31 protein-coding genes are annotated in these 26,634 nt (G+C 65.5%); 13 read left to right on the plus strand and 18 right to left on the minus strand.

The genetic code is table 11. The features are described from left to right. Positions 1–4: 4 nt before the first annotated feature. The 6 genes from AC5Y4F_RS10435 to AC5Y4F_RS10460 all read right to left on the minus strand — a co-directional run bounded on the left by AC5Y4F_RS10435 (position 5) and on the right by AC5Y4F_RS10460 (position 5,850). The gene (locus AC5Y4F_RS10435; RefSeq protein ID WP_067938010.1) at positions 5–631 is read right to left on the minus strand and encodes an endonuclease; all 627 of its coding nucleotides are present in this window, start codon (positions 629–631) and stop codon (positions 5–7) included. A 41-nt stretch (positions 632–672) separates the two neighbouring features. Further along, complete coding sequence (locus AC5Y4F_RS10440; protein WP_067938008.1) at positions 673–1,005, minus strand: TfoX/Sxy family protein; 333 nt, start codon at positions 1,003–1,005, stop codon at positions 673–675. A gap of 6 nt (positions 1,006–1,011) precedes the next feature. Further along, positions 1,012–1,401: a nitroreductase family deazaflavin-dependent oxidoreductase gene (locus tag AC5Y4F_RS10445; RefSeq protein ID WP_499996544.1), complete on the minus strand. Its 390-nt coding sequence runs from the start codon at positions 1,399–1,401 to the stop codon at positions 1,012–1,014. 64 nt (positions 1,402–1,465) lie between these two features. Then, a complete protein-coding gene (locus tag AC5Y4F_RS10450) occupies positions 1,466–1,885 on the minus strand; it encodes a hypothetical protein (protein WP_499996547.1) in 420 nt (139 codons plus the stop codon). Positions 1,886–2,104: 219 nt separating this feature from the next. Further along, on the minus strand, positions 2,105–4,438 hold the full coding sequence (gene lon, locus AC5Y4F_RS10455) for an endopeptidase La (RefSeq protein WP_499996549.1): 2,334 nt from the start codon (positions 4,436–4,438) through the stop codon (positions 2,105–2,107). A gap of 167 nt (positions 4,439–4,605) precedes the next feature. Further along, positions 4,606–5,850, minus strand: a complete 1,245-nt coding sequence (locus AC5Y4F_RS10460) for an alpha-hydroxy acid oxidase (protein WP_499996550.1) — start codon at positions 5,848–5,850, stop codon at positions 4,606–4,608. A gap of 18 nt (positions 5,851–5,868) precedes the next feature. On the opposite strand from AC5Y4F_RS10460, the gene AC5Y4F_RS10465 reads away from it, so the two are divergent. Then, complete coding sequence (locus AC5Y4F_RS10465; protein WP_067938001.1) at positions 5,869–6,306, plus strand: DUF1810 domain-containing protein; 438 nt, start codon at positions 5,869–5,871, stop codon at positions 6,304–6,306. Positions 6,307–6,407: 101 nt separating this feature from the next. On the opposite strand, the gene AC5Y4F_RS10470 is transcribed toward AC5Y4F_RS10465, so the two are convergent. The 3 genes from AC5Y4F_RS10470 to AC5Y4F_RS10480 are packed head-to-tail and all read right to left on the minus strand — an operon-like array spanning position 6,408 to position 8,910. Further along, positions 6,408–7,736, minus strand: a complete 1,329-nt coding sequence (locus AC5Y4F_RS10470) for an alpha-amylase family protein (protein ID WP_499996556.1) — start codon at positions 7,734–7,736, stop codon at positions 6,408–6,410. Positions 7,737–7,746: 10 nt separating this feature from the next. Continuing rightward, positions 7,747–8,283 (minus strand): alkyl hydroperoxide reductase, encoded by a 537-nt coding sequence (locus AC5Y4F_RS10475; protein WP_067937997.1) that lies wholly within the window; start codon positions 8,281–8,283, stop codon positions 7,747–7,749. 39 nt (positions 8,284–8,322) lie between these two features. Further along, positions 8,323–8,910: a peroxiredoxin gene (locus AC5Y4F_RS10480; RefSeq protein ID WP_499996559.1), complete on the minus strand. Its 588-nt coding sequence runs from the start codon at positions 8,908–8,910 to the stop codon at positions 8,323–8,325. 101 nt (positions 8,911–9,011) lie between these two features. Here AC5Y4F_RS10480 and AC5Y4F_RS10485 point away from each other — a divergent pair, with 101 nt between their 5' ends. The 4 genes from AC5Y4F_RS10485 to AC5Y4F_RS10500 are packed head-to-tail and all read left to right on the plus strand — an operon-like array spanning position 9,012 to position 11,896. Continuing rightward, a complete protein-coding gene (locus AC5Y4F_RS10485) occupies positions 9,012–9,947 on the plus strand; it encodes a hydrogen peroxide-inducible genes activator (RefSeq protein WP_499996562.1) in 936 nt (311 codons plus the stop codon). A gap of 26 nt (positions 9,948–9,973) precedes the next feature. Beyond that, positions 9,974–10,675: an EthD domain-containing protein gene (locus AC5Y4F_RS10490; RefSeq protein ID WP_067937991.1), complete on the plus strand. Its 702-nt coding sequence runs from the start codon at positions 9,974–9,976 to the stop codon at positions 10,673–10,675. A 9-nt stretch (positions 10,676–10,684) separates the two neighbouring features. Beyond that, positions 10,685–11,128 carry a PPOX class F420-dependent oxidoreductase gene (locus tag AC5Y4F_RS10495; RefSeq protein ID WP_499996565.1) on the plus strand — a complete coding sequence of 148 codons (444 nt, stop codon included), beginning with the start codon at positions 10,685–10,687 and terminating at the stop codon, positions 11,126–11,128. A gap of 18 nt (positions 11,129–11,146) precedes the next feature. After that, the gene (locus tag AC5Y4F_RS10500; protein WP_499996566.1) at positions 11,147–11,896 is read left to right on the plus strand and encodes an enoyl-CoA hydratase/isomerase family protein; all 750 of its coding nucleotides are present in this window, start codon (positions 11,147–11,149) and stop codon (positions 11,894–11,896) included. Here the strand turns inward: AC5Y4F_RS10500 and AC5Y4F_RS10505 are convergent. Continuing rightward, the gene (locus AC5Y4F_RS10505) at positions 11,893–12,078 is read right to left on the minus strand and encodes a (2Fe-2S)-binding protein (RefSeq protein ID WP_067937986.1); all 186 of its coding nucleotides are present in this window, start codon (positions 12,076–12,078) and stop codon (positions 11,893–11,895) included. The genes AC5Y4F_RS10500 and AC5Y4F_RS10505 overlap by 4 nt on opposite strands. A 315-nt stretch (positions 12,079–12,393) precedes the next feature. Between AC5Y4F_RS10505 and bfr the strand changes: the two genes are divergently transcribed. From bfr to AC5Y4F_RS10545, 8 genes are all read left to right on the plus strand, one after another. Next, the gene (gene bfr / locus AC5Y4F_RS10510; protein ID WP_067937984.1) at positions 12,394–12,873 is read left to right on the plus strand and encodes a bacterioferritin; all 480 of its coding nucleotides are present in this window, start codon (positions 12,394–12,396) and stop codon (positions 12,871–12,873) included. Positions 12,874–12,959: 86 nt separating this feature from the next. Continuing rightward, positions 12,960–15,032 carry an MDR family MFS transporter gene (locus AC5Y4F_RS10515; RefSeq protein ID WP_499996568.1) on the plus strand — a complete coding sequence of 691 codons (2,073 nt, stop codon included), beginning with the start codon at positions 12,960–12,962 and terminating at the stop codon, positions 15,030–15,032. A 67-nt stretch (positions 15,033–15,099) separates the two neighbouring features. Beyond that, positions 15,100–15,594, plus strand: a complete 495-nt coding sequence (locus AC5Y4F_RS10520; RefSeq protein ID WP_499996570.1) for a carboxymuconolactone decarboxylase family protein — start codon at positions 15,100–15,102, stop codon at positions 15,592–15,594. A gap of 80 nt (positions 15,595–15,674) precedes the next feature. Further along, entirely contained in the window at positions 15,675–16,559 is an 885-nt protein-coding gene (locus tag AC5Y4F_RS10525) for a TIGR03854 family LLM class F420-dependent oxidoreductase (protein ID WP_067934401.1), read from the plus strand. A 60-nt stretch (positions 16,560–16,619) separates the two neighbouring features. Next, positions 16,620–17,972 (plus strand): type I glutamate--ammonia ligase, encoded by a 1,353-nt coding sequence (locus AC5Y4F_RS10530; RefSeq protein WP_499997037.1) that lies wholly within the window; start codon positions 16,620–16,622, stop codon positions 17,970–17,972. Positions 17,973–17,983: 11 nt separating this feature from the next. Continuing rightward, positions 17,984–19,093, plus strand: coding sequence for an amidohydrolase family protein (locus AC5Y4F_RS10535; protein WP_499997038.1), 1,110 nt, complete (start codon positions 17,984–17,986; stop codon positions 19,091–19,093). Positions 19,094–19,124: 31 nt separating this feature from the next. After that, a complete protein-coding gene (locus AC5Y4F_RS10540; protein ID WP_067934364.1) occupies positions 19,125–19,958 on the plus strand; it encodes a lysophospholipid acyltransferase family protein in 834 nt (277 codons plus the stop codon). Beyond that, on the plus strand, positions 19,958–20,392 hold the full coding sequence (locus tag AC5Y4F_RS10545) for an SRPBCC family protein (RefSeq protein WP_067934363.1): 435 nt from the start codon (positions 19,958–19,960) through the stop codon (positions 20,390–20,392). The genes AC5Y4F_RS10540 and AC5Y4F_RS10545 overlap by 1 nt, the downstream gene beginning before the upstream one ends. A gap of 63 nt (positions 20,393–20,455) precedes the next feature. Here the strand turns inward: AC5Y4F_RS10545 and AC5Y4F_RS10550 are convergent, their stop codons facing one another. The 8 genes from AC5Y4F_RS10550 to ag85B form a co-directional block, all read right to left on the minus strand. Further along, positions 20,456–20,899 carry a nuclear transport factor 2 family protein gene (locus AC5Y4F_RS10550; RefSeq protein WP_067934361.1) on the minus strand — a complete coding sequence of 148 codons (444 nt, stop codon included), beginning with the start codon at positions 20,897–20,899 and terminating at the stop codon, positions 20,456–20,458. Positions 20,900–21,007: 108 nt separating this feature from the next. Further along, complete coding sequence (locus AC5Y4F_RS10555; RefSeq protein WP_067934359.1) at positions 21,008–22,330, minus strand: cytochrome P450; 1,323 nt, start codon at positions 22,328–22,330, stop codon at positions 21,008–21,010. 54 nt (positions 22,331–22,384) lie between these two features. Further along, positions 22,385–22,807: a lipoprotein LpqH gene (locus tag AC5Y4F_RS10560; protein ID WP_067934357.1), complete on the minus strand. Its 423-nt coding sequence runs from the start codon at positions 22,805–22,807 to the stop codon at positions 22,385–22,387. Between the two features lie 14 nt (positions 22,808–22,821). Then, positions 22,822–23,655 (minus strand): SDR family oxidoreductase, encoded by an 834-nt coding sequence (locus AC5Y4F_RS10565; protein ID WP_499996573.1) that lies wholly within the window; start codon positions 23,653–23,655, stop codon positions 22,822–22,824. 5 nt (positions 23,656–23,660) lie between these two features. Continuing rightward, positions 23,661–24,134: an SRPBCC family protein gene (locus tag AC5Y4F_RS10570; protein ID WP_499997043.1), complete on the minus strand. Its 474-nt coding sequence runs from the start codon at positions 24,132–24,134 to the stop codon at positions 23,661–23,663. A gap of 35 nt (positions 24,135–24,169) precedes the next feature. Continuing rightward, positions 24,170–24,607, minus strand: coding sequence for a resuscitation-promoting factor RpfC (rpfC, locus tag AC5Y4F_RS10575; protein WP_067934352.1), 438 nt, complete (start codon positions 24,605–24,607; stop codon positions 24,170–24,172). A gap of 108 nt (positions 24,608–24,715) precedes the next feature. After that, a complete protein-coding gene (locus tag AC5Y4F_RS10580; protein WP_499997048.1) occupies positions 24,716–25,258 on the minus strand; it encodes a chorismate mutase in 543 nt (180 codons plus the stop codon). A gap of 207 nt (positions 25,259–25,465) precedes the next feature. Next, complete coding sequence (gene ag85B / locus AC5Y4F_RS10585) at positions 25,466–26,458, minus strand: diacylglycerol acyltransferase/mycolyltransferase Ag85B (protein ID WP_067934350.1); 993 nt, start codon at positions 26,456–26,458, stop codon at positions 25,466–25,468. Positions 26,459–26,634 lie beyond the last annotated feature (176 nt).

The raw sequence follows: 26,634 nt of genomic DNA on the forward strand, positions 1-26,634 counted from the left end.
CCGCTCAGCCGGTCACCCGCTGACGCACATCGTCGTCCATCGACACCCTGACCAGCGCGGCCGCAAGGCGGGCATTGGCTTGCGGCGCAAGCGATCCCAGCTTCTTCGGCTCCCCGGGCAAGCCAAGTTGCTTGGCGGTGTCGGTGGTGCGGTCGTCGAAGTAGGGCCGCACCCACGTCCACACGTCCTGAACTTCCCGCAGGTAGATATCGGCACCGGTGTCACCGATTCCCTTGAATTGTTTGAGCATTCGTTTGGCCGCCGCCGGGTCGCGGTGGCTGCGATCTGCCAGCCGGCGCAGATCACCGGAATACTGATTACAAACACGGTCGGCCATCTCGGCGAGGCGGGTCGCCGAGCTTTCGTCGTAGCGAACGTAGTGCGCGCGCCCGAACGCCTCGATCATGGTCTGCCGGTCGGCCTCCTGCACGGCTTTGGCTGTCCGCAGGCCGGTCCTGAACAGTTCACGTGCGGCGGCCATGGCGATGCCCGCGTCGATCGGCTTGCTGGCCAGCATGCACAGAACCAGGAGCTGGAACAGCGGCATCGGCTTGTCGCTCATGGTGATCCGCGCCTGGGCCGCGTACGTGGTACCGGCAACATCGAGCAGCCGTCGCACCCGCTTGTCCATAGGCACCCGCGTACCCGCGCTTTGGGCGAGCAAACCGGACGCTACTTGGGCGGCAGGCTGCGCGCGTAGCCGACTCCGCGGTTCACCCAACTGTGCAGCTGGCGTTTGGTCCGCACCCCGGCGGCCTCGACGCGCAGCCAGCCCCGGGTCTCGCGGCCGGCCATCACCATCGGGCTGACATGGGCACGCTCGATGAGCTTATCGGTGTCCTCCCGCCGCACCCGCACCAACAGTCCGCCCTGGCCGCTGACGGCGACCGACATATTGCCGTAGATCAAGAACGCCAGACCGCCGAACATGCGTTTCTCGTCGACGCCGGGCTCGGAGCCGAGGAGTTCACGGATGCGATTGGCCAGATCCTCGTCGTAGGCCATGCGGCATCAGTCCAGATCGACGCGGATGGTCAGCAGGTCGCTGCCCATTAGGCGTACCGCCGCGCTGTTCAATCGCGGCAGCTCGCCGAGCCGCTGTACCGCGTCGTCGTCGGGCAGCAGGTGCGCCGTGCCGTTACGCCACTGCCCGCCAACCCGCACCCGGACCGCGGGATTCGCCTTGATGTTGCGGACGTAGTCCGAGTGCTCGCCATGTTCGGAAACCATCCAGAACTGGTTATTCACGACGCGCCCGCCCACCGCGGTACGACGCGGCTGCCCGCTCTTGCGCCCCGTGGTTTCCAGCATCGTCATGGGTAACCTGCGGCCCACCGGATTGACCAACAGCCGCTGAACGCGATGGACGACTTGCCGTTTCAGATTCCTGAAGTCACTCATAGCTTGGATTCTGCCGCAAACGAGAACAGCCGCCGCAGGGCGGCGGCTGTCTCACTATGCGGTTTTAGGTCGCGTAGGCCACGAACTGACCACCAGGCAGGAACACACCCCACTGGTGTGCGTCCGGGTTGAATACCACCGGGTAGTCGCCCGGCTGACCCGGCGGCGTCCAGCGCGGGGGGTACCCGTAGCCAATCGGGTCATTGAAGTGGCCTGGCGGCGGGAATCCGCGCTGCCCCGGCGGAAGCGGGGTGCCCGGGCCGTTGCAGTTGACGCCCGGACCACCGTTACAAATCGGCTGCCCAGGGATCCATTGCCCCTGACCCGGTCCATCCCGATCAGGAACGTTCGGGCCTGGCACGTTTGGCCCCGGAACGTTCGGGCCATTGGGGTCGGCCTGTGCAAACCCCACGCCGACTCCCAACGCGCCCGACGTCAACGCGCCCGCAATAGCGGCGCTAGCAGCTATTCTGTTCAACCTCACGATGAACTCCTTGTCCGGCCGCTCACTGCCCGTTCAGCGGCTTCACGGCCTGATTTGTTGTTCGTCACCAAACGTCCTTTGACGTCGGGTGGAGGTCAAACCCCCCTCGGCTGGCTTTGCCTCTGCGCTTGTGACTACCCCCGGTCCGGGGAAGCCAAAACCTCTTGGCAATCCCCGGGGGCCACTAGGAAGGCCTATTCGACAGGCATTTAACAGTAGCTAGGCGGCCACCGTGGCGGCGTCGGCCGCCGGCTCCAGCGCCTGGGCCACGATCTCGGCGACGTCGGCCATGGGCCGCACGTCCAGCACATCGAGCACCTCGCCTGGCACGTCGTCCAGATCCGGCTCGTTGCGCGCCGGGATGAATACCGTTGACAGTCCAGCGCGTTGGGCTGCCAGCAGCTTCTGCTTCACGCCGCCGATCGGCAGCACCCGCCCGTTCAGCGTGACCTCGCCAGTCATGCCGACGTCGGAACGGACCTGCCTTCCGGTCGCCATCGACACCAGCGCGGTCACCATAGTGACCCCCGCCGATGGGCCGTCCTTGGGCACCGCTCCCGCGGGCACGTGCACGTGGATGCGCCGGTCCAGCGCTTTAGGGTCGACACCCAAGTCGGTGGCGTGCGAGCGCACGTAGGAGAGCGCGATCTGCGCGGACTCCTTCATGACGTCACCCAGTTGACCCGTCAGCTGCAGACCCGGCTCACCGTCGGTGGCCCCGGCCTCGATGTAGAGCACGTCACCACCGAGGCCCGTAACGGCCAGCCCGGTGGCCACGCCCGGCACCGCGGTGCGCTCGGCCGACTCCGGCATGAACCGCGGGCGGCCCAGGAAGTCAACCAGATCGGGCTCATCGATGGTCAGCGACGCCGGATCCCCGTTCGCTTCCGAGGCCAGCCTTGTGGTCGCCTTGCGCAACGCCTTGGCCAGCAGCCGTTCGAACTGGCGCACCCCAGGCTCGCGGGTGTAGTCGGCTGCGATCTTGCGCAACGCGGCGTCGGTCACCGCGACCTCATCCTCGGTCAGAGCCGCCCGCTCTCGCTGCCGGGGCAGCAGGTAGTCCCGGGCGATGGCAACCTTGTCGTCCTCCGTGTAACCGTCGATCTGCACCAACTCCATGCGGTCGAGCAGCGCCGACGGAATGTTTTCAATCACGTTGGCGGTGGCCAGGAAAACCACGTCCGACAGATCCAGGTCCAGATCCAGGTAGTGGTCGCGAAAGGTGTGGTTCTGCGCGGGGTCGAGCACCTCGAGCAGCGCCGCACTCGGGTCGCCGCGATAGTCGGAACCCACCTTGTCGATTTCGTCCAGCAGCACAACGGGATTCATCGATCCCGCCTCACCGATCGCGCGCACGATCCGGCCCGGCAATGCGCCCACGTAGGTGCGACGGTGCCCACGGATCTCGGCCTCGTCGCGCACGCCGCCCAGGGCGACGCGCACGAACTTGCGACCCAACGCCCGGGCCACGCTTTCACCCAGCGACGTCTTGCCCACGCCGGGAGGACCGGCCAGCACCATCACCGCGCCCGAACCGCGTCCACCGACGACCTGCAGCCCGCGCTGGGCGCGGCGGGCCCGCACGGCCAGGTACTCGACGATGCGGTCCTTGACGTCGTCCAAGCCGTGGTGGTCGGCATCCAGGATCTCGCGCGCGGCCTTCAGATCCGTCGAGTCCTCACTCTTGACGTTCCAGGGCAGGTCGAGCACGGTGTCCAGCCAGGTGCGAATCCAGCCGCTTTCCGGGCTTTGGTCGCTGGAGCGCTCCAGCTTGCCGACCTCGCGCAGCGCGGCCTCGCGCACCTTCTCGGGCAGCTCGGCCGCCTCGACGCGGGCTCGGTAGTCATCCGACCCGTCGGGTTCGCCTTCGCCCAGTTCCTTGCGGATGGCGGCGAGCTGTTGGCGGAGCAGAAACTCTTTCTGCGTCTTTTCCATGCCCTCGCGCACGTCCTCGGCGATCTTGTCGCTGACCTCGACTTCGGCGAGATGCTCGCTGGTCCAATCGATCAGCACGCGCAACCGGTCGGCGACATCGACGGTCTCCAGCAACTGCCGCTTCTGAGCGTTCGTCAGGTAGGAGGCGTACCCGGAGGTGTCCGCCAGCGCCGAGGGATCGGTCAGTCGGTTGACGTAATCGATGATCTCCCAGGCTTCTCGGCGTTGCAGCATGGCCAACAGCAGCTTCTTGTACTCCGCCGTCAACGCCTTGATTTCCTCCGTCGTCTCGATCTCGGGGACCTCGGTCACCTCGACCCACAGCGCCGCACCGGGTCCGGACGCTCCCGCCCCTATCTGGGCCCTGCGCTCACCGCGCACCACCGCGGCGGTGCCACCGCCGGCGATGCGTCCGACCTGCAAAATCTTCGCGATCACGCCGTGCGACGGATACCGGTCCTCGAGCCGGGGGGCGATCAGCAGCTGCCCCGAGTCGCTCGCCTGAGCGGCGTCGATCGCCGCGCGGGCGGCGTCGTCCAGCGCGATCGGCACCACCATTCCGGGCAAGACGATGGTGTCGGTGACAAACAGCACCGGCACCGACTTGGCTTCAGCCATCAAATCCTCCAAAAGTTGAGTCTGATGCGCTTAACCCAGCTCGGCGCCGGTTTGTTCCCGATGCAATCGCGGCGAACGCATCGAGACTGCCGCCATGGTCATTGTTGGCGCGCAAATCACAGCCCTAGCGGCAATCTCGGCGCCGGCGAGGCGGCCGTCACAGAGCGTTACGCTGGCGGCGAAACAGGACCAAGCCGCGTGAGCTGGGTGACGTGCCGGGGTGACAGCTCTGCTAAACAGGTGACCCCGAGCAGCGCCATGGTCCGCAGAACGCCGCTGGCAAGGATCTCGATCGCGCGGCTCACGCCCGCCTCGCCGCCGGCCATCAGGCCGTAGAGGTAGGCGCGCCCGACCAGCGTGCAGCGGGCCCCCAGCGCGATGGCGGCGACGATGTCGGCGCCCGACATGATGCCGGTGTCCACCAGTATCTCGGTGTGTTTCCCGAGCTCGCGCGCGACAACGGGCAGCAGGTGAAAAGGGACGGGGGCCCGGTCCAGTTGGCGCCCACCATGATTGGACAACACAAGGCCGTCGACGCCACGGTCGACGACGGCGCGCGCATCCTCGAGTGTCTGGATCCCCTTCACGACGAGCTTGCCGGGCCATTGCGCCTTGATCCATTGCAGGTCTTCGAAGGTGAGGCTCGGGTCGAACATCGTGCTCAGGTATTCGGCGACGGTGCCCGGCCAACGATCCAGTGAGGCGAAGGCCAGCGGCTCGGTGGTCAACAGATCGAACCACCACTTCGGGTGCGGCACCGCGTCGAGCACGGTGCGCAGTGTCAGCGTGGGCGGGATCGTCATGCCGTTACGGTTATCCCGCAGCCGGGCACCGGAGACGGGGACGTCGACTGTCGCCAGCAGCGTGTCGAATCCCGCGGCGGCGGCGCGCTGCACCAGCGCCATCGAGCGCTCGCGATCGCGCCACATGTAGAGCTGGAACCACTTTCGGCCCTGAGGGACGGCGGTGACCAGATCCTCGATCGCGCAGGTGCCCAGCGTGGACAGCGAGAACGGGATCCCCGCGCGGGCCGCCGCTTGCGCGCCGGCGATCTCGCCCTCGGTGTGCATCAATCGGGTGAAACCGGTGGGCGCGATCGCGAACGGCGACACCACCGGCAGGCCCAGCACGTCCCAGCCCGTGGTGACATTGCTGACGTCGCGCAGTATTGTCGGGTGGAATTCGATGTCGCGGAACGCTTGTCGCGCACGTTCGATGGACAGCTCGTTTTCGGCGGCGCCGTCGGTGTAGTCGAACGCCGCCTTGGGAGTGCGGCGTTTGGCGATGGCTCGCAGATCCTCGATGGTGTAGGCGGCGTCGAGGCGGCGCCTGGTCGCGTTGAACCGGGGCCGCTTGAATTGCATCAGCGGCGCCAGATCCCGCAGTTTGGGCACTCGTCGTCGAACCGCCATATGTGCAACCGTAGTCATATGGAATCGACAGGCGACCCTTTCGATCTCGAGCGTTTTGTCGAAGCGCAGGATCCGGTTTACGGCGATGTCATAGACGAGCTACGTGCCGGGCGAAAGCGCAAACACTGGATGTGGTTCGTCTTTCCGCAGCTGCGCGGGTTGGGCGGCAGCGCGATGGCCGCCCGTTTCGGCATCGGCTCGCTCGACGAGGCCCGCGCATACCTGCGCCATGAGTTGCTGGGGCCACGGTTGCATGAGTGCTCGCGGCTGGTCACCTCGGTGCAGGGGCGATCGATAGGGCAGATTTTCGGCTCGCCGGACGACCTCAAATTGCGCTCCTCCATGACGCTGTTCACCCAGGCCACCGAGGACAACCAGGACTTCATCGCGGTGCTCGACAAGTACTACGACGGCCATCAAGACCGGCTGACGTTGGAACGGCTGACGAATTCCTGATGGGGCCGACCCGCTTCGCCCGGCTACACCGCGCTCGCGATCGTCCCTAACCTGATGGGGCCGACCCGCTTCGCCCGGCTACACCGCGCTCGCGATCGTCCCTAGGCCGGGCTCAAGATCCGCCAGCCTTGTGCCTCGACCGTGACGGTGTCGACGACCTCCTGCGGCGGGGCCGCCGAACCGCCGACCACCTGCGCGCGCGCCGTGCCCAGCTCTGGTAGTGCGATGCGCAGTGGCTCGTCGTCGATGTTGAGCACCACCAGCAGCGCATCGTCGCCGTTGCGCGTCTCGTACACGTAGTGCCGGTTTTTGAGCAGCCGTGCGGTGGTCGATGCCGCGTGCAGCCAGGGGTAGCGACGCCGCAGCCCGACCAAATACTGATGCAACCGCCAAATTTCGACGCCTCGATCATCCAGTTGCATTGGGGGAGAGCCGAACTCGGGTCGTACCGCGTCGTCTCCGCCGAAGCGTTCTTCCTTCAATCCCTGAAAGCCGAGTTCGTCACCGGCGTACACGCTGGGCACCCCGCCGATGGTCAGCAACAGCACCAGCGCGTGGGGCACGTGTGCGGCGGTCTCCAGCTGGCTGGCGATGCGGGTGACGTCGTGGTTGCCGATGAATGTCAGTGGCGAGAAGGTGGTCAAAAAGTCGTTGTGCCGCTGCAGCGCCCAGTCGAGTTCGAAGAAGTTGCCGTCATTAAGGCTGCTCCAGATCGCTTTCCACAGCTCGTATTGCGTGGCGGAGTCGAAGCCGGCGGCCCGTACGTCCGCGGCGTAGTCGCCATGGATGAGTTCGCCGACGAACCAGGCATCCGGGTAGCGCTCGCGGACCCTCTTCAGGGTTGAGGACCAAAAGTGTTTTGGCACAGCGTAAGCAGCATCGAGACGCCAGCCGTCGGCGCCGCGACCCAACCAGTGCGCGATCACGTCGACCGTGTAGTCGGCGACTTCGGGGTTGTCGTGGTTGAGGGTGATCAGCCCGGAGTGGCCTTCGAAGGTGTGGAAACGACCGGGGCGTCCGCGAAACCAGCGTGCGGCTCGCTCGTCATCGGCCGCCTCGCGGTAGCGTGCGAAGTCCTCCCCGACATGATTGAACACGCCGTCGAGGAGTACTCGCAGTCCGCGGCGATGTGCCTCGGCGACCAGGTGGTCGAAGTCGGCGTCGTCACCGAGCCGGGGATCGATGCGGTAGTGGTCGGTGGTGTCGTAACCGTGTGTGCGCGAGGCGAAGATGGGTCCTAGCGCAATGCCCGACGCCCCGAGTTCGATGGCATGGTCCAGCCAGTCGACGAGCCGCCGCAACCGATGTTCCTCCGGCTGCGGCGGCTCGCTTGACTGCGGTGTGGGGAATGCTCCCACGAACCCCAAGGGATAGACCTGCCACCAGATCGCGTGCTCGACCCAGGCGGGTTGGGTCACGGGACTGGTCACGACGGTGCGATCAGCCGACGGTTGCCAGCGTCTGGGCGGCGATGATCGCTTGTGCCACGCCGGAAATGATCGCCGCGGCCTTCAACGCCTCCTGTATGGTTTCGCGGCTGACCCCGGCCTCGCGCAGGGTGTGCTCGTGAGCGGTCACGCAATCTGGGCATCCGTTGATCGACGACACCGCGAAGGACCACAGCTCGAAGTTCGCCTTCTCCACACCGGGGTTGGCGATGATGTTCATTCGCAACCCCGCGCGCAGATCGTCGTACTTGCCGTCCAGGAAGCCCCGGCCACGGTAGAACACGTTGTTCATGCCCATGATCGACGCGGCTCCCAGCGCCGCGTTGTACGCCTCGGCGGACAGGATGCCGGCCGCCTCGGCCCCAATCTCCGTGAGCACCTGCATGTTCCGGGTCGCCGCGGCGCTGGCCAGCAGCGTGCCCCACAACTGCTCCTCGTTGAGCTCGGTCGTGCGGGTGATCGAGCCAAGGTTGAGCTTGAGATCCTTGGCGTACTCGGGCAGCGCTTCTTTGAGGTTTTCTACGCTCATCTCGCCTCCTAATCCCGACCTTATGCGATCAGTAAAGAATCAGGCCGACTGCTTGAGCAGCTCGGTGGCGTCCAGGGTCGGGTCACCCTTGCGCCAGTTGCACGCGCACAGCTCGTCGGACTGCAGCGCATCCAGGACACGCAGCACTTCTTCGACGTTGCGGCCCACGGAACCCGCGGTGACCGAAACAAACTGGATCTCGTTGTTCGGGTCGACGATGAAGGTCGCCCGGTCGGCTACCCCGTCGGCGTTGAGCACACCGGTGCCCAGGCTCAGCTCCCGCTTGATGTCCGAGAGCATCGGGAAGGGCAGCTTCTTCAGGTCGTCGTGCTGTGCACGCCAGTTGAAGTGCACGAACTCACTGTCGATCGAAACGCCGAGCACCTGCGCGTCGCGGTCTTCGAACTCGTCGTTGAGCTTGCCGAAGGCGGCAATCTCGGTTGGACACACGAAGGTGAAGTCCTTCGGCCAGAAGAACACCACGCGCCACTTGCCGGCGTGGTCCTCGCTGGTGATGGTGGTGAAGTAGTCCCCAGGCTGCTTGGCGTCGACCTTGGACAGATCGCCCGCGATCAATGCAGTCAGCTCGTAGGCGGGGAACTGGTCGCCGATGGTCAGCAGAGGCATGTCGCTCCTTGTCTGGATTTAATCAAGATTAGCTTTCCTTTCCCATGTTGCCGCGTACGCTAGTTGAAGTAAAGGTGATATTTCCCACTAGGTTTATAGGTATGGCCGATAAGAGTTATCAACCCACGATCGCCGGCCTGCGCGCATTCGTCGCGGTAGCCGAGAAGCGGCAATTCAGCAGTGCAGCAACAGCTCTCAGCGTAAGTCAGTCGACGTTGTCGCAAGCGCTGGCGGCTCTGGAAGCCGGGCTGGGCACCCGGCTGATTGAGCGCTCTACCCGGCGTGTCTTCTTGACGACACAAGGCATGCAACTGCTCCCGCGCGCCCAGGCCGTCGTCGAGGCGGCGGACGCTTTCAGCGCCGCTGCCGCGGGTTCGTCGGACCCACTCCGGGCCGGCATGCGGCTGGGCCTGATACCCACGGTGGCGCCCTATGTGCTGCCGACGGTGCTGGCCGGCGTCGCCGAGCAACTGCCGGAGCTGACGCTGCGGGTGACCGAAGACCACACCGAACGGCTGTTGGCGGTGTTGCGGGAGGGCGCGTTGGACGCGGCCCTGATCGCCCTGCCCGCCGAGGGCGCCGGCATCAGCGCGATCCCGATCTATGACGAGGATTTCGTGCTCGCCCTGCCCCCGGGCCACCCGCTGGCGGGCAAGCGCAGGGTGCCGGCCGCCGCCCTGGCCGACCTGCCGCTGCTATTGCTGGATGAGGGCCACTGCCTACGCGATCAAGCACTCGACGTCTGCCATAAGGCCGGGGTGCGAGCCGAGCTGGCCAACACCAGGGCGGCGTCGCTGGCGACCGCGGTCCAATGTGTGACTGGCGGCCTGGGCGTGACGCTCATTCCACAGAGCGCGGTGCCCGTCGAGGCGTCCCGAAGCCGCCTGGGCCTCGCGCAGTTCGCCGCGCCCCGCCCTGGCCGGCGGATCGGTTTGGTCTTCCGCTCGTCGAGCGGGCGCGACGAGTCCTACCGCCAGCTGGCCGGGCTCATCGGCCGATTGATCAGCAACGAGCATCAGGTACGCCTGGTGAAGTAGGCCCGCAGCGACTGTAAGTTCGGCGTATGGAGAAGGTCATCGCAGTGCTGATGCGCGCCGAACCGGATGACGCGTGGTGTGCCCGGCAACGAGGTCACGTCGCCGACGCGCTGCTGCAACTGGGCTTCGCCGGGCTGCAGGTGAACGTTCGTGACAGCGCTGTGCGTCACTCGCTGATGACACTGACAACGTTGAACCCACCCGTGGCCGCGGTGGTGAGCATGTGGACCCAACAGTGCTACGGCGACCAAACGGCGGCGGCGCTCAAATTCCTCGCCCAGGAATGCGAACAGCTGGCCGCCTATCTGGTGACCGAATCGGTCCCACTGAGCGCCCCGGCTGTCGAGTCCGGTGCTCGCACACCGGGTTTGGCCAACATCGCGTTGCTGCGCCGTCCCGACGGCATGGATCAGGCGGACTGGCTGGATCGCTGGCAACGTGACCACACGTCGGTCGCCATCGAAACGCAGTCGACGTTCGGTTACACCCAGAATTGGGTGGTGCGGACGCTTACGCCGAATGCGCCGGGAATCGCCGGCATCGTCGAGGAGTTGTTCCCGCAGGAGGCCATCACCGACCTCAAGGCATTCTTCGGAGCCTCTGATGACGACGACCTGCAGGATCGGTTGGGCCGAATGGTCGCCAGCACAACGGCATTCGGTGCCAACGAGAACATCGACACCGTGCCGACGAGCCGCTACGTATTCGAAACACCGTTCCGGGATTGAGGGCCGCTCATGACAACACTCGACGACGCAGTCGCATTGGCCAAAGGAGAAAGCGGCCTGGCGGTGATATCCACCGTCCGGGGCGACGGGACGGTGCAGGCTTCGCTGGTCAACGTGGGCTTGCTGACGCACCCTTCGACTGGCGAACAAGCCCTGGCCTTCACCACCTACGGCAGGGTCAAGCTGGCCAACCTGCGCGCTCGTCCGCAGCTGGCGGTGACCTTCCGCAACGGATGGCAGTGGGCGACCGTCGAGGGCCGCGCCGAACTGGTCGGTCCCGACGATGCCCAGCCCTGGCTGGCGGACGCAGATCAATTGCGGTTGCTGCTCCGCGAGGTGTTCACCGCCGCGGGCGGCACGCACGACAACTGGGACGAGTACGACCGGGTGATGGCTTCCGAGCGGCGCGCCGTGGTGCTGATCGCCCCAACCCGGGTCTACAGCAACGGCTAGCCTCGTTAGGCTGCTGGCGTGACGCTGCAGATCGACGACGAGAAACGGGTGCGCACTCTCACCCTGAACCGGCCGGAGGCGCTCAACGCGTTCAACGAAGCCCTCTATGACGCCGCGGCCGAGGCGCTGCTGGCCGCCGCCGAGGATCCCGATGTCGCCGTCGTGCTGCTGACCGGCGCGGGTCGGGGCTTCAGCGCCGGCACCGACCTGTCCGAGATGCAGGCTCGTATCACCGACCCGGGCTTCACACCGGGTAAGCACGGCTTCATCGGACTGATCGACGCGCTGCGTGCGTTTCCCAAGCCGCTGATCTGCGCGGTGAACGGCGTGGGCGTCGGGATCGGCGCCACCATCCTCGGGTACGCCGATCTGGCGTTCATGTCCTCGACCGCCCGCCTGAAGTGCCCGTTCACCAGCCTGGGCGTGGCGCCCGAAGCGGCTTCGTCGTATCTATTGCCGCAGTTGGTCGGCCGCCAGAACGCGGCGTGGCTGTTGATGTCGTCGGAATGGGTCGATGCCGACGAGGCTTTGCGAATGGGCCTCGTCTGGCGCGTCTGCGAACCCGACGAGCTAATGGCGCAGGCCCGTCAGCACGCCGAAGTTATTGCCTCGCGGCCGATTTCGAGCCTGATGGCCGTCAAGCACACGATGATGGAACCCGTTCGCCCGGAGATCGTGGCGGCTACCGCCCGCGAAAACGCGCACTTCGCCGAACTGATGGGTGCGCAAGCCAACGCGGCCGCGCTGGCCGATTTCAACAAGCGCTAAACCGACTGAGCCGTTCGCAACTTGGCCGAGTCGGCGAGGATGGCACGCAAGGTGCGTCGGCAGCGGCCGCAGTCACCGCCGGCCCCGCATGCAGCGGCGATCTCCTTGGAGGTCGACGCGCCCTGCGCCACGACGTCGCACACGGTCTGGTTGGTTACCCCAACACAGAGGCACACGTACATCAGCGCACCTCCCGCACGTCCGCGTCCCTTCGTCGTTCGGTCAAACGTCTGCGGTTCGTCGCCGACTGTGAGTCATGGCGATCAGGCCGAAACGCATGCCGCTTATTAGTGGAGTCTAACCTAAGTTCGTTAGCGCAGTCTAACCTAACCAAGGGCCGACTTACTCGGCTCCGCACGTCACTGAGTGCAGCCAAACCTTGCTAGAACATTCCATCCGGGCGTGGCAAAGTGCTGCTAGCGCCCAGGTTTTGTGCGCTCCAGCCCAGCGCACCGGCGCGGCCACACACGACAGCCGCTCACACCATAGGAGTGACAATGCAAGGGGATCCGGAAGTTTTGCGTCTGCTCAACGAGCAACTGACCAGCGAGCTCACCGCGATCAACCAATACTTCCTGCACTCCAAGATGCAGGACAACTGGGGTTTCACCGAGTTAGCTGAGCACACCCGGGCCGAGTCATTCGACGAGATGCGACACGCGGAGACGATCACCGACCGCATCCTGTTGCTCGACGGGTTGCCGAATTACCAGCGCCTGTTCTCACTGCGCATCGGCCAGACGCTGCGCGAGCAGTTCGAGGCCGACCTGGCGATCGAATACGAGGTGATGGAGCGGCTCAAGCCGGCCATCATCCTGTGCCGGGAAAAGCAGGATTCCACCACAGCGACCCTTTTCGAGGACATCGTGGCCGACGAGGAAAAGCACATCGACTACCTCGAGACCCAGCTCGAGTTGATGGACAAGCTGGGCGTGGAGCTGTACTCGGCGCAGTGCGTGTCACGGCCACCCAGCTGACCCTAGGACGCCACCCTGCGGCGGTTTTGGTTGCCACCGGTTGACCGTGGGCACTCATTACCATCGAACGCCGTGGGAAGGCAGGCATGACGAGGGCGACTTCAGCAGCGGCTCCGGCCGGTCCCGCTTCGGATTCACAAGCCGGCGATGTCGCGGTCGACTCGCAGCGACGCAATTTCATCTTCGTAGCGGTCCTGCTCGGCATGTTGATGGCCGCACTGGACCAGACGATCGTGGCGACCGCGTTGCCGACCATCGTCGCCAATCTCGGTGGCGCAGGCCATCAATCGTGGGTAGTCACCAGCTACCTCCTCGCGTCGACCATCATCACCGCGCTCGTCGGCAAGTTCGGTGACCTGTTCGGCCGCAAGCGGGTCTTCCAGGCGGCCGTCGTGTTCTTCGTCGCCGGCTCCGTGCTGTGCGGGCTCTCGAGTTCGATGGGCATGCTGGTCGCGTCGCGCGCACTGCAAGGTCTCGGCGGCGGCGGGCTCATGGTGACCGCCATGGCCCTGATCGGCGAGGTGATCCCGCTGCGGGACCGCGGCCGCTACCAAGGGGCGATGGGAGCGGTGTTCGGCGTCACCACCGTCATCGGTCCCTTGCTCGGTGGCTACTTCACCGACCACTTCACCTGGCGGTGGGCGTTCTGGATCAACGTGCCTATCTCGGTCGTGGTCTTCTTTGTGGCCGCCGCCGCCATCCCGGCCCTGACCGGCCGCACCAGACCCGTCATCGACTACACCGGGATCCTGTTCGTCGGCCTGGGCGCCGCCGGCCTGACACTCGCCACCAGTTGGGGCGGGACCACCTATCCGTGGGGATCGCCCATGATCATCGGCCTGTTCATCGGCTCGGTGATCGCGTTGTGCATTTTCGCCTGGGTGGAGAGCCGTGCCGCCGCGCCAATCCTGCCCATCCGGCTGTTCCGGAGTTCGGTGTTCACCGTCTGCTGTGTGCTGTCTTTCGTGGTCGGGTTCGCAATGCTGGGCGCCCTGACGTTCCTGCCGACCTACATGCAGTTCGTCGACGGTGTCTCGGCGACCACGTCGGGCTTGCGCACCTTGCCGATGGTGATCGGGATGCTGACCACCTCAATGGGCAGCGGTGTCATCGTCGGCCGCACGGGCAGATACAAGGTGTTCCCCGTCGCCGGCACCGCCGTCATGGCGGGAGCGTTCTTTCTGATGTCGCGGATGGACCCGTCGACATCCACTTTCGTCCAATCGTTGTTCCTCGTCATTCTTGGCGCCGGGATCGGGATGTGCATGCAGACCCTGGTCCTGATTGTGCAGAACACCTCGAGCTTCGACGACCTCGGCGTCGCAACCTCCGGGGTCACCTTTTTCCGCACGATCGGCAGCTCGTTCGGAGCCGCCATATTCGGTTCGCTGTTCACAAACTTCCTGCACAGCCGGATCGGGCCGGCGATGGCGGCCAGTCGCGCCCCGGCCGCGGCCGCCGCGTCACCGGACGCGTTGCACCGCCTGCCCCGCCAGATGGCCGGCCCGATCGTCGGCGCCTACGCCGAGTCGCTCACGCACGTGTTCGGATGGGCGGTTCCGGTCGCGCTGGTTGGGTTCGTGCTGGCATTGTTCCTGCGGGAGGTTCCACTCCGGGAAATGCACGACAGCGCAATCGATCTCGGCGACGCCTTCGGCATGCCCAACACCCAGACACCCGACCAGATGCTGGAGAACGCAATCGAGCGTGTGTTGCGCGGCGTTCCCGGCATGCGACTCCGCAGCATTGCGATGCGGCCCGATTGCCGGCTCGACGTGGCCGGGTTGTGGGGGGTGCTGCGCATCAACCGGTATGCGCGAATGTATGGGACGGCTCGGTTGACCGACATGGCCGACTACTTGCGCATCCCATTCGAGGTTTTGGAGCCGACGTTCGCGCGCCTGGTCTCCACGGGCTACGCCCAGCGAGACGGCGAGCAGATGTGGCTGACCCAGGCAGGGGGACAACAAGTCGCCTACGTGCACTCACTGTTATTGGCCTGGCTCGTCGACAAGCTCGCCCGGTCACCGGATTTCGACGGTCGCCCGGATCGCCGCACGGTGCAAGCGGCGCTGGATCGCGTCGCGCATCGAGTTCTGGCGCAACGTGATTGGGACGACGAGCAACCGACCATGGCGATCCCGTCGGCCGCTCGCTAACCGGTGGCGATGCCCCGTTCGCCGGCATTCCCCACTCAGGGTTATGCCGCGGGCGTACCATCACGCCATGAGCCGAATCGGAACATTTGCAGACGACGACGTCTACAGCTGGGCCACGAAGTCGCCTGATCTCGGCGGCGCGATCGCCAAGTTCAGCCAGGCGGTCTACACCAAGAACCGACTGCCGATCCGGACGCGCGAACTAGCGCGCGCGGTGATCGCCCACCACAACGAATGCACCGTTTGCCTCAACACCCGCGACGCCGACGGGCCCGCCGCCGGCGTCGACGAGCAGTTGTACTACCACGCAACGGAATGGCGCACTTGGCCGGGTTACAGCGAACAGGAGCGCTTGGCCGCGGAATTCGCGCACCGCTTCGCCACCGAGCACACCAAGCTGCGCTACGACGAGGACTTCTGGAGCCGGTGCCACGAGCACTTCTCCGAGGAGCTGCTCGCCGATCTGGCGCTGTCTTGTGCCCTGTGGCTGGGCATGGGGCGGATGCTGCGGACACTGGACATCGGCCAGGCCTGCATGCTGACCTTGCCCAGCCGCGCATAGTCAGCAGACGTTCGCGGGCACAAACGGCGCCACCGCCGTGTTGCGATACGTACGCAACGACGGGCATGGAGGATGAAGCCGTGAAGATTCGGTTCGGCGTCGGACTCGGTGCGGACACCGCCCCGGATCAGCTGGCCGCCATCGTCGATCACCTCGAGGCCGGCGGGGTCGACTCGCTGTGGTTCTCCGAGCTGGTGTATTCCCCGGCCGTCGATCCGGTCGTCGGCATGGCGTACGCACTCGCGCGCACGATGCGGTTGAAGGTGGGCACATCGGTCGCCGTGTTGCCAGGGCGGCATCCAGTGCTGGTGGCAAAGCAGTTGGCGTCGCTGGCCGCCGTCGCGCCGAAACGGGTGCTCCCCGTCTTCGGTCTCCGCTCGGCGATACCGGCCGAACGCGAGCTCTTCGTGGTGCCCGACGGCGAACGCGCGGCGGTGTTCGACGAGTCTTTGCAGTTGCTGCGCGCGACGCTGGTCGAGGAGTCGGCGACGTTCACCGGCCGGTATTTCCGCGTCACCGATGTGGCCGTCGCCCCGAGACCGACACCGCCGCTCGACATCTGGGTCGGCGGTTCGGCGCCGGCGGCGTTTCGACGCATCGGCGCGTTGGGCGACGGCTGGCTGGGCAGCTTCCTCACCCCGGCCGAGGCGCGGGCCGGGCGTGAAGCGATCGAACGGGCGGCTGCGCAAGCCGGTCGCAGCATCGAGCCCGACCACTACGGCATCTCATTAGCCGTCGTCGACGACAAGGAATTGCCCGCGGAAACGGCCGCGGCGGTACGACGGCGCCGCCCCGACCGTGACCCCGCCGAGCTGATCGCCGCCGGGTGGGATCAGCTGCACCGGCAACTCGACGCCTACATCGAGGCGGGATTGACGAAGTTCGTCATCCGGCCGGTAGGTGAAGCGCCGGTGGATGACTTCCTCGATCGGTTCGTCGCCGAACTCGTCGGCCGGCAGAACTGACCGGCACGGGTGACGCCGTTCGCCGCACCGGAGCGGTTCGAGGTTGGGAGAATGGCTGCCATGACCGGCACACCGCTTGCCGCAGCGGCCATCGCCCAGCTGGAGGCCGAGGGCGTCGACACGGTGATCGGCACCGTGGTGAATCCCGCCGGGCTGACCTTGGCCAAGACGGTTCCGATCCGGCGAACGAACACGTTCGCCGATCCCGGCCTGGGGGCCAGCCCTTCATGGCACGCGTTCGCCATCGATCAGACCGGCATCGCCTTCACCGCAGAGGTGGGCGTGGTGGGCGACCAACGCCTTCGCATCGACCTGTCCGCGTTGCGCATCGTCGGTGACGGCCTGGCTTGGGCGCCCGCTGCTTTTTTCGAGCAGGACGGAACGCCGGTTCCCACGTGTAGCCGGGGCACATTGCGGCGGATCGAGTCCGCGCTCACCGAATCCGGCATCGAGGCCGCGATCGGGCACGAAATCGAATTCCTGTTGGTCGGCCCGGACGGCGACCCGCTGCCGTCGACCTTGTGGGCGCAGTACGGCCTGGCGGGCGTGCTGGAGCACGAGGCGTTCATGCGAGACGTGATCGGATCGGCGACAGGAGCCGGCATTTCGATCGAACAGTTCCACCCGGAGTACGGCGCCAACCAGTTCGAGATTTCGCTGTCGCCGCAGCCCCCGGTTGCCGCGGCCGATCAATTGATACTGATGCGGCTCATTATCGGCCGCGCGGCCCGCCGCCACGGGCTGCGCATCAGCCTGTCACCCGCACCCTTCGCCGACGGCGTCGGATCCGGTGCACATCAACACTTTTCACTGACAAAGGCCGAGGTCCCGTTGTTCTCCGACGGCCCCGAATCCCGGGGGATGACGACGATGGGGCAGAGCGCGATAGCGGGAGTTGTCCGCGGCTTGCCGGAGGCCCAGGGCGTGTTGAGCGGATCGATCGTCTCCGGCTTGCGGATGCGGCCCGGCAACTGGGCCGGCGCCTACGCGTGTTGGGGCACCGAAAACCGCGAGGCCGCAGTGCGATTCGTCAGCGGCGGACCGGGAAGCCCGCGCGGCGGCAATGTCGAGGTGAAAATCGTCGACCCATCCGCGAACCCGTACCTGGCGTCGGCGGCCATCCTCGGCCTGGCCCTGGACGGGATCAAGTGCCAGTCGACACTGCCGCCCGAGATCACCATCGACCCGGCCCTGCTGTCCGATTCCGACCGTGAGCGCGACGGTGTCGTGCGCCTGCCCGATTCGCAGACCGAAGCGATCGCGGCACTTGACCGTTCGGAGGCAATGCGCCGCATCCTGGGCGATCCGGTGGTCGACATGGTGGTGGCGGTTCGCCGCCTCGAGCAGCAGCGCTACGGGAAGCTGGCTCCCGAGCAGCTGGCGGACAAGTTCCGCATGGCCTGGAGTCTGTGACGGCGTCGACAATGATCTCCGACAACGCGCTGGCCCAACACATCGGTGACGTGGCGCTGATCGATCAGCATGTGCACGGCTGCTGGCTGGCGCCCGCAGACCGGCAGCGATTCGAGAATGCGCTCAACGAGGGCGACACCGAGCCCATCCGGTATCCGGGTTTCGACTCACAACTGGGGTTCGCCGTACGAGCCCATTGCGCCGCCGTCCTGGGTCTGCCCAAACACTGTGATCCACAGTCTTATTGGGAGCGTCGAAGCCAATGCGACGAAGACGAACTGGCCCGACTGTTCTTGCCGGTCGCCGGCGTGAGTGACTGGCTGGTGGACACCGGCATCGGCGGCGGTGGAGTCGCCGGGGTGACCGAGGTGGCTGGGCTGTCCGGGAACCACGCGCACGAGATCGTTCGTCTCGAGGAGGTGGCCGAGCAGGCGGCGCAAGGGCCGGGTGATTATGCGACGGCCTTCGAGGAGGTCTTGCGTCGGCGCGCGGGCGGCGCCGTCGCCACCAAATCGATACTGGCCTACCGCGGGGGATTCGACGGAGATCTGAGTGAGCCGTCGAAGTCGGAGGTCACCGAGGCAGCCAACAGGTGGCGCGAGCGCGGCGCCACCCGGCTGCAGGATCGGATTTTGCTGCGGTTCGGCCTACACCAGGCGCTGCGATTGGGCAAGCCGCTGCAATTCCACGTCGGATTCGGTGACCGCGATTGCGATCTGCTCAAGGCCAATCCGCTTCTCCTGATTGACTTTCTGCGACAGACGGCGGAAGTACCGATTGTGCTGCTGCACTGCTATCCCTACGAGCGCGAGGCAGGCTACCTGGCGCAGGCGTTCAACAACGTGTATCTCGACGGCGGCTTGAGCGTGAACCATCTGGGGGCGCGGGCGCCGGCCTTCCTCGCGCGACTGCTGGAGATGGCGCCGTTTTCCAAGATTCTCTACTCGTCGGACGGATTCGGCCCCCCGGAACTGCACTTTCTCGGTGCAGTCTTGTGGCGCAGGGGTATTGATCGCGTGCTACAGGAATTTGTGGATCGCGGTGATTGGAGCGAGGCCGACGCCATCCGGGTCGTCGATCTCATCGCCCGGGACAACGCCAAGCGCATCTACCGCGTTTGACCCCCGGTGGCGCGGGGGTATACCTGCGGTTATGGCGACCGCGAGGGACGTCTTAGGTTGGGCCCGCGACAAGGTCGTGTCGTGGGTGCCCAAAGCCGACCTCGACCAGCGGGATCCGGATTACATCCGCGACCAGCTTCCGGGTACCTGGCTGCTGGCGTCGCTGTACTTCAGGGCCGACGTGCGGGGCCTGGACCGGATTCCGCCCGAGGGCCCGGTGCTGCTGGTCGGCAACCACAGCGGCGGCAACGTGCCTCCGGACACGTTCGTCTTCACACTCGCGTTTTGCTCCTACTTCGGCGTCGAGCGGCCCTTCTACCAGTTGGCGCACGACCTCGTCGTCTCCGCACCGCCGCTCGGCTCGCTCCGCAAGTTCGGGACCGTCGCCGCCAACCCCGAAAACGCCCGCCTCGCACTGGAATCCGGGGCGGCCCTGCTGGTCTATCCCGGTGGCGACTACGAGGTGTTCCGGCCCTCGTGGGAACGCCACAAGGTCGACTTCGACGGGCGCATGGGCTACGTAAAGCTGGCCCGCGAAACCGGCGTGCCGATCGTCCCCGTCGCCAGTGTGGGCGGCCAGGAAAGCGCGCTGTTCCTCAACCGGGGCCAGTGGCTGGCCAAGCTGCTGATGGCGGACAAGTTGCTACGGCTCAAGAGCATCCCGATTTCGCTGGCGCTGCCGTGGGGCCTCAATATCAGCGACCTGGCGGGGCATATTCCGCTGCCGACGAAGATCGTCATCGAAGTGCAGGAGCCGATCGAGGTCGACGGCGATGACCAGGCCGTGCACGACAAGGTGATGGCCAGCCTCCAGGGCGGGGTGGACCGCCTGGCTGCCGAACGTCGATTCCCGGTGATCGGCTGATGCGCGTCGAACGCCGCTGCGTCATCAACGCCGACCGCGACGCGGTCTGGAAAATCGTCAGCAACCCGGATTGCTACCCGTCGTTCATGGCGAACCTCGAGCGGTGGGAGTCGTCGAACGAGATCCCCGCCGGTATCGGCGCCCGCTACACCGTGCACTGGAAGATCGGCTCGGTGCCGGTGGGCGGGCTGATCGAGGTAGTCGAATTCGACGACGGCCGCGATATCGCCTGGGTGGGTATCACCGGGGTGACGCTGCGCGGCAGGATCAGGCTTCGTGATGCCACCGAGGGCAAAACGAAGGTGACGTTCCGGCTGTCTTACCAGGCGCCAGGGGGGTTGCTCGGCTACATCGCCGACCGCATCGCAGTGCGCCAAGTCGGGCGCACGCTGTCCGAAACCCTGAAGTCCCTCAAGCGGTTGGCCGAGTCCTAGCCACAGAGTTGCCTTTCACCGCCGCGGGCGACCGAAGGTCCGCGTCTCCTGAAAAGGGCTTCGTCAGACCAGCGCTGAGGCGTCGAACACCCAGCTGGTATCCCCAGTTGCCAAAGCCTCGAAGTGGTTCGGGGGAGCGAAGGCCACCAGGCTGTTGAAGTCCCAATAGTCTTTCCAGACAGTGATTTTGCCGTCGAGGACTTTGTGGACCGTCACGAATCGGAGTACGCCCTGCTCGCCCGTGGCGAACGTCCATGTCTCGGAGTGCTCGTAGAGCACGTCGGAGCCGTTGGACACCAGCACGCCGGTGTGGTTCTCGTAGCCGGCCAACTGCTCGAGCCCCACCTTTAGGCGTTTGACGATGTCGTCCGGGCCGCGGGCCGCCAAAGCGGGGACGGGCATGTCGACGTAGAGGCAGTCGTCGGACAGGAAGGTCTTGATCGCCTCCCAATCCCGTCGCGAAAGGGCCTGCCACAGCCCGCGTACGACCTCCTCGACCGCGATCATAGACACCTCTGTCATAGCGGCAAATAAAACTCTGTCGCAGCCCGGCTGTCAACCAGGTTCCGCGCGCCTGGGCCCATGACGGGGCCCAGATTCACGCCGCGCGAGGCTTCAGCCGTCCACCGCGGCCATCGAACGGGCCGGCCCCAGGTTCACCGGCAACGACACCCATCCCCGCAACACGCGCGTTTCGCGCCTGCATCCGGCCCCCGCGGCGCGCACCTCGGGGAAGCGGTCGAAAAAAGTCCGTAATCCGACTTCGCCTTCGGCACGGGCAAGGGCCGCACCCAGGCAGAAGTGCCGGCCACCGGAGAAGGCGAGATGTCTTCCGGCGTTGTGTCTTTCGATATCGAAGCGATGCGGGTCGGGAAACACCGCAGGGTCGCGGTTGGCGGCGGCCAGGTATACCAGCACCAGATCGCCACGCTGTAATTGCCGACCGGCGATCTCGACGTCGTTCAGCGCGATCCTCGCGGTCAGCTGCACCGGCGATTCCAGCCGCAGAATCTCTTCGACGGCGTTGGGCCACAGCTCGGGACGCTGTCGCAAGGCGTCCAGGTGCTGGGGCGCGTCCAAAAGCATGCGAATCCCGTTGCCGAGCAGATTCACTGTGGTCTCGAAACCCGCGGCCAATACCAGTCCGGCGATCGCTTGTAACTCGTTGTCGTTGAGATATGTTTCCGCAGAGCCACTTTCGGCGGTCTGGATCAGCTGGCTCATCAAGTTGTCGCTGGGGGAAAGCCGCAATTGGCGCATATGTCCGTCGAGCCAGGAGCTGAAACCGGCGATCCCCTCCTGCACGGTGCGGTACTGCCGCCAAGGCAATCCGATGTCAAGGCTCGGCGCGGCCAGTTCGCCGAATTCCAGCACGCGCGGTCGCTCCGACTCGGGCACGCCGAGGATCTCGCTGATGATCGAGACCGGAAGCTGCGAGCAGTACCGCCCGACGATGTCCACCACACCCGATTCGCCGGCCAGTCGATCCAACAGCTCGGCAGCAGTCTGCTCTACGCGATCTTGCAGCGCGGCAACGGCTCTCGGGGTGAACACCGCCGACACGGATTTGCGGTAACGAGTGTGGTCGGGCGGCTCGACCGCCAGCAGCGACGGCGCACGCAGTGGATGTAGGAGCTCGTCGCGGGTGCGGCGCTCGAGCCACCGCAACGGCGCCGGCAGGTTCGATCCGAAGATCAGCACCCGGAAGTCATCGGACCGCAGCAGCTCATGGGCCAGCGCGTGATCGGCCGTCAGGTAGGCGACGCGGCCCTTCACCAGCTTGCCGCGGGCACGCACTTCGTCGTAGTACCGCACCGGGTCGGCGGCCACCGCCGGATCGGCGATCAATCTGGCCTGGACGTCGCCCCGTCGAGCCCCGAGCGATGCGGCGCCCCGGATGAAACCATGCATCGCGAACCAGTGCAATCGTTCCTTCACTGGTCCTCCCTCGCTCAGGTGTGGTTCGAGCCTAGGCCGCGATCACCTCGAGAGTCAGCACTGCGCGACGATTTTGAAGTCCGTGGTCACCACTTTGTTGGGGTTGCTGCTGTTGATGCCATACGCGCTGCCCGCGATGGTGTACGCGTCGTTGGCGAGATCAACGTGGGCGTCTCCCACGCCCCCTTGCCAGAAGCTGCCGGTGAAGCCGTCGACATTGCGAATCTTCACCCACTGCGGCATCGCCCGGTAACCGCTGAGCAGCACCACCGCTTCGACCCCGCCATCGTGGTCGGGGATGTCGATGGTCCGATACATCTGGTCTTGGCGGCATGCCGGGGGACGCGTGGTATGGGTCGCGCCGTCGATTGTCAGACGGGCCGCTCGACGAGGCGTCGTCTGCGACGAACTGCACCCCGCGGCACTGACGACGGCAGTCGCCATGACCAACGCGGCTGTGAGCCAACGATTGTGCATCAGCCGAGGACTCCTTACTGCCGCTTCGGAACTAGCGCCGGTAGAGACTTGACGATGCCGCGTCGCACGAATTCCGGACTCAGACCCTTGAACAAGTCAATCAAGCGAATGCTCTTCGGTACATACCAATGCAACCGCTTTTGATTGTGGTAAGCATGCCACGCCGTCTCGGCCACGCTGTTTGCCGGCATCAACCGGAACATGCCCTTCTTGGGCGCGCTGGCATGCAGTTGCTCAGCCGTCATCGGCGCGCCGCCGTCGTCGGAGTGGTTGGTCGTCGTCGTGAGGATGGCGGTGTCGATCAGTCCGGGGAGCACGTCGGCCACGCGCACCCGGTGTCGCTGCCACTCCACGCTGAGCGCCTCGGTCAGACCTTTGACCGCGTGTTTGGTGGACGAATAGACCGCCAGACGGGGCATGCCATAGGTCGCCGAGGACGACGACGTCGAGAACATCAGACTGCCGGGGGTCTTCTTCAGGTACTGCAGTGAGGCGTATGCGCCGGTCAGCACTGCTTTGAAGTTGACGTCGACGACGCGCATCGCGGCGTCATAGGGCACGTCTTCGAACCAACCGGATTCGCCGATTCCGGCGTTGTTCCACATCATGTCGAGTCCGCCATCGCTGTTGCCGGTACAGAAATCCGTCAGTGCGGTCTCGAGGGCCGCCTTGTCCGTCACGTCGACCGCCCGGGTCCACAGTCGATCGCCACCGAGTTCTTCGCTCAGCGTCGTCAGGCCGGCATCGTTGCGGTCAACCGCGCCAACACGCCAACCCTTGCCGTGGAACAGCTTTGCTCCCTCGCGACCCATGCCGCTGCCCGCGCCGGTGATGAAGATCGATTTCACCAGCGTCAGCCCGCCTCGACCACGTCTTTGATGCGGTTGAGCGTCTTGGTCATGTCGCGGACGTTGCGGCGCTTGCGCAGAAAGCCGCCGAACAACCAATACACGCCCAGCCATGGCGCGGGGTTGAGCCGAAAGGACTCGGTGACGTCGGTCCCGCCACCGCTGGGCGCCAACCGATAATGCCAGTTGTTGACCTCCCGGTCACCGAGGAGCACCGCAAAGCCGAATTCGCGCCCCGGTTCACAAGCGGTGACCTTGCAAGTCGTCCAGTACACCGGCCCCACTTCGTTGCGCTTGACGTGACCGCGGAATTTTGCACCGAGGGCCGGGCCGGTCGAATCGCCCACCCACTCGGCTTCGAATACTTCCGGGGAAAATTTCCCCGTGTTGCGGACGTCTGCGATGAGATCCCAAATTTTGGCCGCAGGCGCCGCCATGTGAACAGTCGCCGAACCTTCCATGCGCTGATCCAAACACAGCCTGGCGCTGGGTCATAGACCGCGGGTGCGTTTCATCAGTGCGGGACGGCCGCCTGGATCAGTCCGTTGATGATCTGTTTGATGCCCTGGGCCGGATGGGAGTACAAACCGATCGGCAGGCCCGAGTTGGCGCCGCACTTTGGCCAGGGCTCCACGCCCTCTTCGGCGAAAACACGGTTGGCCACAGCGATTTGCTGCTCCCTGGATGCGGCCGCGGGATTGCCGACGCCACCGTAGCGGGCCCAGGTGGCCGGTTTGAATTGCAGTCCACCGTATTCGCCGTTGCCTGTGTTGGCGTGCCAGTTGCCCCCGGATTCGCATTGCGCGATCGCGTCCCAGTTGGGGGTGGTCGCCGCGTTCGCCACGCCCGTGGACGAAGTCATCGATGCTGCAACGAACCCGCCGACCATTACGGCCTTAGCGAGAGGTTTGCAGAGATTTCTCATGCCCAGGATTTCGGCACGTGTGGCCAAAGCGTTACCTATTCGAAAATTGCGCGAGATATGCCGCCTATCTGCGTAAATCGGCTTTTCGGCAGGCAGAATAGGACCGTTAGAAATTGGTGAGGAAAAATTAAACTCTCACTGGCAATATGACCGGGTCGCCGATGACAGGGCCTGTCGGTAGAGGTCGTCGAATTGACGGGCCCGACCGACGCCGTCCCTCGCCGCGTCCAGCTGCGCGGCACAGTCCGGCGAGTGCAGCAACGCCCAGCCGGCCGAAATCTGGGTCAGCATCGTCTGGTTGAGCGTGTCGATCGCTGATCGCGACGCCGACAACTCCGGTGAGTCAGCCGGAGCGCTTGCCGGATGCAACTTCCAATTCGCGAACCGGCTGTACTCGATGGCCTCGGTGGCACTGATCTGATCATCGAAGACCCGGGTGACGTAATCGCGGTCGACCCGTTCGACGACGGCGTCGGCGCCCAGCTTCGCCAACTCCTGCTGGACACGGGCCGGGTCCTCCACGGCGCCATGCTTGTTCCATTTATAGGCGGCGACCGCCTCGGCAACCTGCAGCCGTTGCGCGGCGGCGTCCACCAGAGCGGTTAACGGACTCGTGGGGTCGGCCCGAGCCGGCGTAACCAGCATCCCCAGGCTGGCGGCCACGACACAGGAGCGCATGACCAACGGCAGACGGGGCGAGCAGACCCTGCGGTGCATGACGACGATTCTGGCGTGTTCGTGGCCCCGCGTCGGCCGAGACGCTCTGACGAGATGCCGCCACGGCATCACTCGTCGCCGAACGACGAAACCGCCGGGGCACCCCTTAACGCACTACTGCGCCCGACGGAGGCGTCTGGCGCAGTAGTGGACGAGCCGGGCGAGGGTTTATCCGCCGCCGCCCTGGGTGGCGCCGAGGGCGCCCTGCAGGTCGGGCTTCATGGCGTTGAGCTGGGCTCCCCAGTACTCCCAGCTGTGAGTCCCGTTGGCGTCGAAGTTGAACACGGCGTTGTGGCCACCGGCCGCGTTGTAGGCATCCCGGAACTTCAGGTTGCTGCTGCGCACGAAGTTCTCCAGGAACTCGGCGGGCATGTTCGCCCCACCCAACTCAGACGGCGTCCCGTTACCGCAGTAGATCCAGAGGCGGGTGTTGTTAGCGGCCAGCGCCCCCACCTGAAGGGTCGGGTCGTTGCGCTGCCACGCCGGGTCGCTCGACGGCCCCCACATGGCGTCGGGCTTGTAACCACCGGCATCGCCCATGGCGAGACCGATCAGGGAGGGCCCCATCCCCTGGGAGGGGTCCATCAGGGCCGACAGCGAGCCGGCGTAGATGAACTGTCCCGGGTGGTTCACGGCCAAGATCAGCGCTGAGGAGCCGGACATCGAGATACCGACCGCGGCGCTGCCGTTGGACTTGACGCTCTTGTTGGAGGCCAGATACCCGGGCAGTTCGCTGGTCAGGAAGGTCTCCCACTTGTAGGTCGAGCAACCGGCCTTGCCGCACGCCGGACCGTACCAGTCGGCGTAGAAGCTGGACTGGCCGCCGACCGGCATGACGATCGACAGGCCCGACTTGTAGTACCACTCGAACGCTGGTGTGTTGATGTCCCAGCCGTTGTAGTCGTCTTGGGCCCGCAGACCGTCCAGCAGATAGACCGCGGGAGAACCGTTGCCGCCGCTTTGGAACTGGACCTTGATGTCGCGGCCCATGCCCGCGGACGGCACCTGCAGGTATTCGACGGGCAGACCCGGCCGCGAAAATGCATTCGCTGTCGGCGCACCGCCGGCAAGACCGATCAGGCCCGGCAGCGTGGCCGCCGCCGCTGTGCCGACCAAAAGCCGGCGCCTCCAGGCCCGGATCTTCTCGCTGAGATCTCTCATACCTGCCCCTTGTCGATGTGGTCAGTGTGATCGTGGTCTCACAGGAATTTACCGTGAGACTCTGTCAAATGTCGATTAGGACGCGAACGCGTCTCGTTTCGGCATCACTTTTTCACTTCATAAGTTCGCCACCCGACACAGCCGGGCGGCGACGGGCCAGGTGTACCCGCTCCGCG

Source organism: Mycobacterium sp. NGS56, from assembly GCF_059812425.1.